Source organism: Donghicola sp. XS_ASV15 (assembly GCF_041224595.1).
Classification (GTDB): Bacteria; Pseudomonadota; Alphaproteobacteria; order Rhodobacterales; family Rhodobacteraceae; genus Donghicola.
The window spans coordinates 1-341 of sequence record NZ_JBGFGN010000141.1; the positions used below are offsets into that span (position 1 = coordinate 1).

The 341-nt window shown below is 39.9% G+C and carries 1 protein-coding gene; it reads right to left on the minus strand.

Annotation, left to right across the window (positions count from 1 at the left end):
- Window positions 1–151 precede the first annotated feature (151 nt).
- Window positions 152–341, minus strand: a 190-nt coding sequence (locus AB9K37_RS11790) for a hypothetical protein (protein ID WP_369838826.1), incomplete at its 5' end; no start/stop codon positions are given.

Consider the following 341-nt stretch of genomic DNA (forward strand, 5'->3'; position numbering starts at 1 on the left):
GCAAGCCCACGGTTTAGATGGGAGTTATACCCCGTAATACAGTTACGGGGTATTTTTTGGCATCCAACACAAACCACGCCCAACGCACCCAAAATCGGAGATTTTGTTGCACGCTGTGCGCAGCATGTGATGAAAAAAGAAAAAACAAGAACTAAAGACAATAAAAATCAACTGGGTTGCTTTCTGCTTTCTTAGCAACCTCGTTTAATTTTTCAAAAACATACTCAACATCAAGGCTGGTATCCAAAGAACGTATTGTTTTAATAAGCTCTATTTCTAACTTAGTACAACGATAAACTTTCTTTTCTTCACCCTTGGGTCGACCAGCGCCAACTCTTTTA